Annotated in this window: 6 protein-coding genes; 4 read left to right on the forward strand and 2 right to left on the reverse strand. The window is 60.7% G+C overall.

All coding sequences use genetic code 11. The annotated features are described in order from the left end of the window. Positions 1-159 precede the first annotated feature (159 nt). Positions 160-612, forward strand: a complete 453-nt coding sequence (locus BN1120_RS13395; RefSeq protein WP_039041132.1) for a c-type cytochrome — start codon at positions 160-162, stop codon at positions 610-612. An 84-nt stretch (positions 613-696) separates the two neighbouring features. Further along, on the forward strand, positions 697-3000 hold the full coding sequence (locus BN1120_RS13400; RefSeq protein WP_042016477.1) for a putative bifunctional diguanylate cyclase/phosphodiesterase: 2304 nt from the start codon (positions 697-699) through the stop codon (positions 2998-3000). On the opposite strand, the gene rep is transcribed toward BN1120_RS13400, so the two are convergent. Further along, on the reverse strand, positions 2987-4999 hold the full coding sequence (gene rep, locus BN1120_RS13405) for a DNA helicase Rep (RefSeq protein WP_042016481.1): 2013 nt from the start codon (positions 4997-4999) through the stop codon (positions 2987-2989). The two genes, BN1120_RS13400 and rep, sit on opposite strands and share 14 nt — an antisense overlap. 152 nt (positions 5000-5151) lie before the next feature. Between rep and BN1120_RS13410 the strand changes: the two genes are divergently transcribed. Both BN1120_RS13410 and BN1120_RS13415 read left to right on the forward strand, forming a co-directional pair. Further along, on the forward strand, positions 5152-6372 hold the full coding sequence (locus tag BN1120_RS13410) for an aminotransferase class V-fold PLP-dependent enzyme (protein WP_042016478.1): 1221 nt from the start codon (positions 5152-5154) through the stop codon (positions 6370-6372). Between the two features lie 12 nt (positions 6373-6384). Beyond that, positions 6385-6819 (forward strand): SufE family protein, encoded by a 435-nt coding sequence (locus tag BN1120_RS13415; protein WP_042016479.1) that lies wholly within the window; start codon positions 6385-6387, stop codon positions 6817-6819. Positions 6820-6840: 21 nt separating this feature from the next. Here the strand turns inward: BN1120_RS13415 and tcdA are convergent, their stop codons facing one another. Then, positions 6841-7677 carry a tRNA cyclic N6-threonylcarbamoyladenosine(37) synthase TcdA gene (gene tcdA, locus BN1120_RS13420; protein ID WP_042016480.1) on the reverse strand — a complete coding sequence of 279 codons (837 nt, stop codon included), beginning with the start codon at positions 7675-7677 and terminating at the stop codon, positions 6841-6843. Between the last annotated feature and the right edge of the window lie 146 nt (positions 7678-7823).

Here is a 7823-nt window from a genome sequence, read left to right on the forward strand (position 1 = left end):
ATTGGGACATAGCCTTTTTTTATGTGGGATCACCCCTTCCCGCTCTACCACTTTGTTTGCAGATTGCTTAACACTTCACACACAAGCGTTTAAATGGCTGTAACTATTCGGTTATAATCCCGTCGTTTTCTGGGGATAATAAGAGCCTGCTGGGAGTACATGAGCGTGTTGAAAAAACTGAGCTATTTGCTGGCTGCCGGGATGGCGGCCGCCACTCTGTCCGGCGCCGTCCTTGCCGCCGATGACATGTCGACAGAGGCCATCGCCGAGCGTATTGCCCCGGTTGGCCAGGTTTATACCGCCAAGGATCTGGAAGGCATTGCGACCGCGGCGGCGGCGCCTGCAGCAGCCTCCTCCGGCCCACGTGACGGAGAGACCGTGTTCAAGGGTGCCTGCTTCGCCTGCCACGATACCGGTGCCGCCGGCGCCCCCAAGCGAGGTGACAAGGCCGCCTGGGAGCCACGCATCGCCCAGGGATTCGACACCTTGCGCAAACACGCCATCGAAGGCTTCACCGGCAAGGCTGGCATGATGCCACCGCGGGGGACCTGCGCCACCTGCAGTGACGAAGAGATCGAGAACGCCATTCACTACATGATCGACAAGCTCTAAGTAATTGAAAGGGCTCCTCTTGCAGCCCTTTCAATCCCATCACTTCCGACTACGCTTGAAGGTAAGTTTTTTCGGGAGTGTTGCATGTCAGTTCAGCCCACCACACCGCCAGACTCGCACTCCTTGCTGGCGGTCGTCTCCTCCATCATGGATTTCCCCGCCCCCGGCATTGCCTCCCCCGAGGATTACGCCCGACTGGTCGGTCTGCTGGACACACTCTGCCCTCTGCAACATTTCGCCATGCTGGGGCTGGCCGACGGGGGGCTGAACTGGCGCTACACCTATCAGCTTCCCGACGTGTTCAAGCAACAATTGGGACGGGAAGAACCTCGCCTCACCGAACAGCTCACCCGGCTCGATGAAGGTCAGGGCTGGTGCGTGCAGCCTGTGGAGCATATCGACGTGCAGTGGTTGCTGGCACGCAGCACCCCGGATCAGGCACCCACCCTGAGGTTGCTGTTGGAGTGCCTGGCCAAACGCCTGCACGAAACCCAGACCGGTACCCAGCTGACGGGGCAGGCTTCCCCTCTCATGCAACGGGATCCCCAGTGGCAGGAGAAAATCGAGAAGATCGGCCGAGTCATGCGCCTGGCTCACAACCTGCCTCAGCATGCTCTGTTTGCCCAGTTGGAAGCTGTGTTGCGCCAGATGCTCTCGGTCAGCGACATGTTGCTGATCCGGCTGGAAAACCAGCGACTGGAGCGACTCTATCCACCACACCTGACATACGACGATGACATCATTCGGGCCATGTGCCACAGCACCAACAGCGTAGAGCGCCATGAAGAGGGACTTTACTGGTACAGCCTGCCCCTGCGTCAGCAGCAGCAATACTTTGCCCACCTCATCCTCAACATGACCCGGCCTCTGGAAACCGATGACAGGCTGTTCCTCGATTTCCTGCGCCATCAGTTGACCCTGCTGCTGGAGCTCAAAAGGGTGCGACAGCAACTCGATGAGCTCAACTCGGAGGAGTCCATCAACCAGCGCCTCCAACAGCTGCGCCAAACCAACTTGAGGTTGCAGAAACGGCTCAAGCATCATCAGGAGCTGGAGCGGCGGCTCCAGTTCAATGCCCTGCACGATCCGCTGACCCAGCTGCCAAACCGGGCGCTGCTGATGAATCACCTGCATCATGCAATGACCCGCTACCGCCGTTACCAGACAGCCGGCTTCACCCTGATTTTCGTCGATGTGGATCACTTCAAGCAGGTCAATGACGCCTTGGGCCACAGTGCTGGCGATCAGTTGCTGCAGGAGCTGGGCAGCAGGCTGCAAGGCTGCATCCGGCAAAATGACATGGTGGCGAGGCTCGGAGGGGACGAATTCGTCATCTATCTGGACAACAGCCAGCGGGAAGAGGACATCAGCCCCGTGCTCAATCGCCTGATTGGCCGTATCGGCCATCCGTTCCGGATCCAGGGCAACGAACTGACCATCACCGTCAGTCTGGGGGTCGCCAGCGTGACGGAGCAAACGGCCGATGTCAGTGAACTGCTGCACCAGGCAGACCTCGCCATGTACCAGGCCAAGCGCAACGGTCGCAGCCGCATCGTCATGTATTCGGAGGCCTGTACCGAACAGGCGGGGTCACCGGAAGAGCGGCTCTTCAGAGCCTTGCGGGAAGGGCGGATTGTGCCCTACTTCCAGCCGGTGATCAGGCTGTGTGACAGCCGCCTGGTCGGACTGGAGGTGATGGCGCGCTGGATAACGGAGGAAGGGGAGCTCAAGGATGCATTCGACTTCATTCCTCTGGCGGAGCAGTGCGGCCTCATTCAGGATCTGGACCGCCAGATCCTCAAGCGCACCTGCCAGCAACTGAAGCTTTGGCAACCCGCCTCCGGGGTCGGTCGTTTCAGGATAGCCATCAACCTCTCCGGCAAGCACCTGGCCAGCCACGAGCAGATCATGCAACTGCTCACCATCATGGAGGAGGAGGGTGTCATCCCCGCATGTTTCATCTTTGAGTTCAACGAACGCGAGCTCTCCCGGCAGAGTGCCGACTCCCTCACAGCCTTGCATGAACTGAGGGCGAAAGGGATCCAGGTCAGCCTGGATGACTTCGGCACCGGCTTCTCTTCCCTCAACGCCCTGTTTCACTTCCCGGTGGATTACATCAAGGTGGACGACAGCTTCACCCATCGCATGTTGAACTCACCCAAGGATCTGGCGCTGATCCGCGCCATGCGGGACATCTGTCAGGACCTCGACTTCACCCTGGTGGTCGAGGGGATCGAAAATCAGCAGCAGTTGCAAAAGCTCATCGAGCTTGGCTGTGCCCTCGGGCAGGGGCGCCACATCTCCCCCCCGCTACCGGGAGCCGATATTCCCCCCCTGCTGGGTCAGGCCGCCCGAGAGGCCAAGCCTTCCGGCCTCAATCCTTCTTGAACAGGGCCCGCAGGTTGGCGACACCAACCTGCCCCTTCTGCTGGCGCTCCTCTGCCGTCACCTTCTTCTGGTTTTCCCACTCCAGGTCATCCTGGGGCAGCTCCAGCAGGAAGCGGCTCGGCTCCGGCCGTACCGACTCGCCAAACTGGCGACGCTCCTTGCAGAGGGTAAAGGTCAGCTCGGTCTGGGCCCGGGTGATCCCCACGTAGGCGAGGCGCCGCTCCTCCTCCACGTTGTCCTCGTCGATGCTGGTCTGGTGGGGCAGCAGCCCCTCCTCCATGCCCACCATGTAGACATAGGGAAACTCCAGCCCCTTGGAGGCGTGCAATGTCATCAGCTGCACCTGATCCGCCTCATCCTCCCCTTCGTTGCGCTCCATCATGTCCCGCAGGGTGAGGCGAGTCACCACCTGAGCAAGTGTCATCGACTCCTCCAACTCATCCCCCTCCAGCATCTCGCTGATCCAGCGATAAAGGGTGGAGACGTTTTGCATCCGCATCTCCGCCGCCTTCGGACTGGGGGAGGTCTCATAGAGCCACTCCTCGTAGTGGATCTCCTTGATCATGTCCCGCACCGCCTCCACCGGATTGCCGCGCAGCGCCTGCTCACCGAGCCGTACCAGCCAGTTGGTGAAAGCCTGCAAGGCGGATAGACCGCGCCCGGAGAGGTGTTGCTCCAGCCCCAGCTCGAAACTGGCGGCAAACAGGCTCTTGCCACGCTGGTTGGCGTACTGGCCCAGTTTTTCGAGGGTGGTAGGGCCTATCTCGCGGCGCGGCAGGTTGACCACCCGCAGGAAGGCAGTGTCCTCGTCCGGGTTCACCAGCAGCTTGAGGTAGGCCATGATGTCCTTGATCTCGGTGCGGGAGAAAAACGAGGTACCGCCCGAGATACGGTAGGGAATGCGGTTGGTCATCAGCGCCTTCTCGAAAATGCGCGACTGATGGTTGCCCCGATAGAGGATGGCGTAATCCTTGAAGCGGGTGCGATTCATGAACTTGTGGCCCATCAGCTCGGCGGCGATACGCTCCGCCTCGTGCTCCTCATTCTTGGCAAACAGCACCTTGAGCTTCACCCCCTCGTCCAGCTCGGAGAAGAGCGCCTTGTCGTAGACATGGGGGTTGTTGGCGATCAGGATGTTGGCGCACTTGAGAATACGCCGCTTGGAGCGGTAGTTCTGCTCCAGCTTGATGAGCCGCAGATTGGGGAAATCTTCGTTCAGCAGCACCAGATTCTGCGGCTTGGCACCGCGCCAGGAGTAGATGGACTGGTCGTCATCCCCCACCACGGTGAAGCGGGCCCGCTCGCCGACGATCTGCTTCACCAGCTCGTACTGGCTGGTATTGGTGTCCTGGTATTCATCGACCAGCAGATAGCGGATCTTGTTCTGCCAGCGTTCGCGCACCTCCTGATTGCTCTTGAGCAGCAGGGTCGGCATCACGATGAGGTCGTCGAAATCCAGCGCATTGTAGGCCACCATCTGGCGGTGGTAGCGCTCGTAGAGCTGGGCCATCAGCACCTCTTCAGGCCCGCGGGCGATACGCATGGCCCGGGCCGGCAGGATGAGGTCGTTCTTCCAGTTGGAGATCTGGCTGATGAGGGCAGAGAGCTTGTCCTTGTCGTTGTCGAGCTCCGCCTCGGTCAGCTCTTTCAGCAGCGCCAGCTGATCGGTGTCGTCGAACAGGGAAAAGTTGGCCTTGAGGTTCAGGCTCTTGTGCTCGCGACGAATGATTTCGAGTCCCAGGGTATGGAAGGTGGAGACCATCAGCCCCCGCGCCTCCTTGCGACCCAGGGTCTGACCGACCCGCTCCTTCATCTCCCGCGCCGCCTTGTTGGTAAAGGTGACCGCCGCTATGTTGCGTGCGTTGTAGCCGCACTGCTGTACCAGATAGGCAATCTTGTTGGTGATAACGCGGGTCTTGCCCGATCCGGCACCCGCCAGCACCAGGCAAGGGCCGGAGACATACTTGACCGCTTCGTTCTGATTGGGGTTGAGCTTCATGGGCCGGATCTCTTGGCTTATGATGAGGGGCGGCATTGTAGCAGAGATCCCGCGGGCAGCCGAAACCGGGCACGGGATCCCGCCACTTCATCTTGTGTTTGCCCGCCATTTTCCGGATCATGACCGACTTTTCCAGACGAGATGAGGGGAGCATGAATCAGCAACAGCACGCCCGGCTGCGCGGCCAGTTTCCGGCCTTGGCGCAGGAGGTGAACGGCCACCCTCTGGTCTATCTGGACAACGCCGCCACCACCCAGAAACCGCAAGCCGTGCTGGATGCGATCAATCACTACTATCGGGCCGACAATGCCAACGTGCACCGCGCCGCCCATGCCCTGAGCGGCCGGGCCACACGCGCCTTCGAAGATGCCCGCGAGACGGTTGCCCGCTTTATCAATGCCCCTCGCAGCCACGAAGTGATATGGACCCGTGGCACCACGGAGGCGATCAATCTGGTGGCCCAGAGCTGGGGGATGAGCGAGCTGAGGGCGGGGGATGAAATCGTGCTCAGCACCCTGGAGCATCACGCCAATATCGTCCCCTGGCAGCTGATCGCCCAACGCACCGGCGCCGTGATCCGGGTCGTCCCCCTCGATGAGCGGGGCGATCTCGACATGGCTGCCTATCACGCCATGCTGGGACCACGTACCCGACTGGTGAGCGTGGCTCACGTCTCCAATGCCCTTGGCACCGTCAATCCAGTCAAAGAGATGGTGGCAGCGGCCAAGGCGGTCGGGGCCCTGAGCCTCATAGACGGCGCCCAGGCGGTGGCACATCTCGTAGTGGATGTGCAGGCTATCGGCTGCGACTTCTACGCCTTCTCCGGCCACAAGCTCTATGGCCCGACCGGGATCGGCGTGCTGTGGGGCCGCACTGAGCTATTGGAGCGGATGCCCCCCTGGCAGGCCGGCGGCGAGATGATAGACAGGGTCAGCTTCAGCGGCACCACCTTCAACACCCTGCCCTTCAAGTTCGAGGCAGGCACCCCCCATATCGCTGGCGCCATCGGCCTGGCCGCCGCCATCGACTTTGTGATGGAGCAGGACAAGGATTCATTGGCCAGCCATGAAGCGGCGCTGACCGACTATCTGGTTGCCGGACTGCAACAGGTGCCAGGGCTGCGTCTGGTCGGCGAACCCGGTCAGCGCGCTGGCGCAGTCTCCTTCCTGCTGGAGGATATCCACCCCCAGGATGCGGCTACTCTGCTCGACATGCAGGGGATCGCCTTGCGCGTAGGACACCACTGCGCCATGCCGCTGATGGAATCGCTCGGTATCGGCGGCACCCTGCGTGCCTCCCTGGCCTGCTACAACAATCGGAACGATGTGGACGCCCTGCTGGCCGCCCTGCACAAACTCAGTGACTTCTTCTAAGGCAGACACCCGATGAACAGCCTCACAACCTACACCCGGATAGGCGTTGAGCCCGACGCAAATACCATCCGCCAGCAGTTTGCGGCAGCAAACGGCTGGGAGAACCAGTACCGCCTCATCATCCAGCTCGGCAAGCTGCTACCCACCTTGCCAGCAGAGTGGCAGCAGGAAGAGAACCGCCTGAAAGGGTGCGAGAGCCAGGCCTGGCTCAAGGGAGAGGTAGGTGAGGACGGCAACTGGCATTTTGCCTGCGACTCAGACGCCCGCATCGTGCGCGGTCTTATCGTCATCGTGCTGGCGGCACTCAATCATCAGAGTGCCGACGCTATCCAAGCTTTTGATATGGATGCCTATTTCAGCGAATTGGGGCTCGAGAAACACCTGAGCCCGTCGCGAGGCAACGGGCTCAGGGCAATCGTGTTGGCAATCCGGGAGCAGGCTGCCTAACCCACCTTGTACATTGGTCGATCAGGCTTCGCCAATCGACCCTGTGCCTTCATCTCCGGCCTCTTTCTCGGCGCGGGCTCCCCGCTCGGCAATCTTCTTCAATACACGGGACGCGGCAACCAAGCCAAAGGTGGCCGTCACCGGCGTCACGGCACCGAAGCCGGAGGCGCAATCCATCTTCATATTGCCGTCGCTGGCCGCCTTGGCCTGGCAGGTGCCGCCATTGCCATCCGGATAACTCAGCTGCTCGGTTGAGAAGACACACTCCACCCCGAATTTGCGCGCCGGATTCTTGCTGAAGTTGTGCAGTCGGCGCAGGTCGGAGCGCACCTTGGCGGCCAGCGGATCCTGAATGGTCTTGGCCAGGTCGGCCACGGTGATCTGGGTCGGGTCCATCTGCCCGCCGGCACCGCCCGCCACTATCACCGGGATCTTGTTGCGCTTGCAGAAGGCAATCAGCGCCACCTTGGCCTTGACCGAGTCGATGGCATCTACCACATAGTCAAACTCCCGCTTGATATGCTCGCCCAGGTTGTCGGCGGTGATGAAGTCATCCACCTCGATCACCTCGCAATCCGGGTTGATGGCACGGATGCGCTCGGCCATCACCTCCGTCTTGAGACGGCCGACCGTGCCCTGCATGGCGTGGATCTGGCGATTGGTGTTGGTGATGCAGATGTCGTCCATGTCGATCAGAGTGATCTGGTTGATACCGGCCCGAGCCAACGCCTCGGCCGCCCAGGAGCCGACGCCACCAATCCCTACCACACAGACTTTCGCCTGGCTGAAGGAGCGCAGCGCACTCTGACCATAAAGACGGGCTATGCCCCCGAATCGCTGTAGATACTCTGCTTTCATACCACCACCTTGCTTGAGGGCGGCCATTATAGCGGCAACCTCTCTCAGGGGCGATGATCGGATGATGGTGGTGTTGATGTGAGAGAAAAGGAGTACGGTATCGAAAACGAAAAAAAGCCCAGTCTTTCGACTGGGCTTCTTAAGTA

This window comes from Aeromonas caviae (assembly GCF_000819785.1).
GTDB classification, from domain to species: Bacteria; Pseudomonadota; Gammaproteobacteria; order Enterobacterales; family Aeromonadaceae; genus Aeromonas; species Aeromonas caviae.

Coding starts and splice junctions, on each gene's coding strand:
- BN1120_RS13395 (WP_039041132.1), top strand. CDS start 160: ATGAGCGTGTTGAAAAAACTGAGCTATTTGCTGGCTGCCGGGATGGCG.
- BN1120_RS13400 (WP_042016477.1), top strand. CDS start 697: ATGTCAGTTCAGCCCACCACACCGCCAGACTCGCACTCCTTGCTGGCG.
- rep (WP_042016481.1), bottom strand. CDS start 4,999: ATGAAGCTCAACCCCAATCAGAACGAAGCGGTCAAGTATGTCTCCGGC.
- BN1120_RS13410 (WP_042016478.1), top strand. CDS start 5,152: ATGAATCAGCAACAGCACGCCCGGCTGCGCGGCCAGTTTCCGGCCTTG.
- BN1120_RS13415 (WP_042016479.1), top strand. CDS start 6,385: ATGAACAGCCTCACAACCTACACCCGGATAGGCGTTGAGCCCGACGCA.
- tcdA (WP_042016480.1), bottom strand. CDS start 7,677: ATGAAAGCAGAGTATCTACAGCGATTCGGGGGCATAGCCCGTCTTTAT.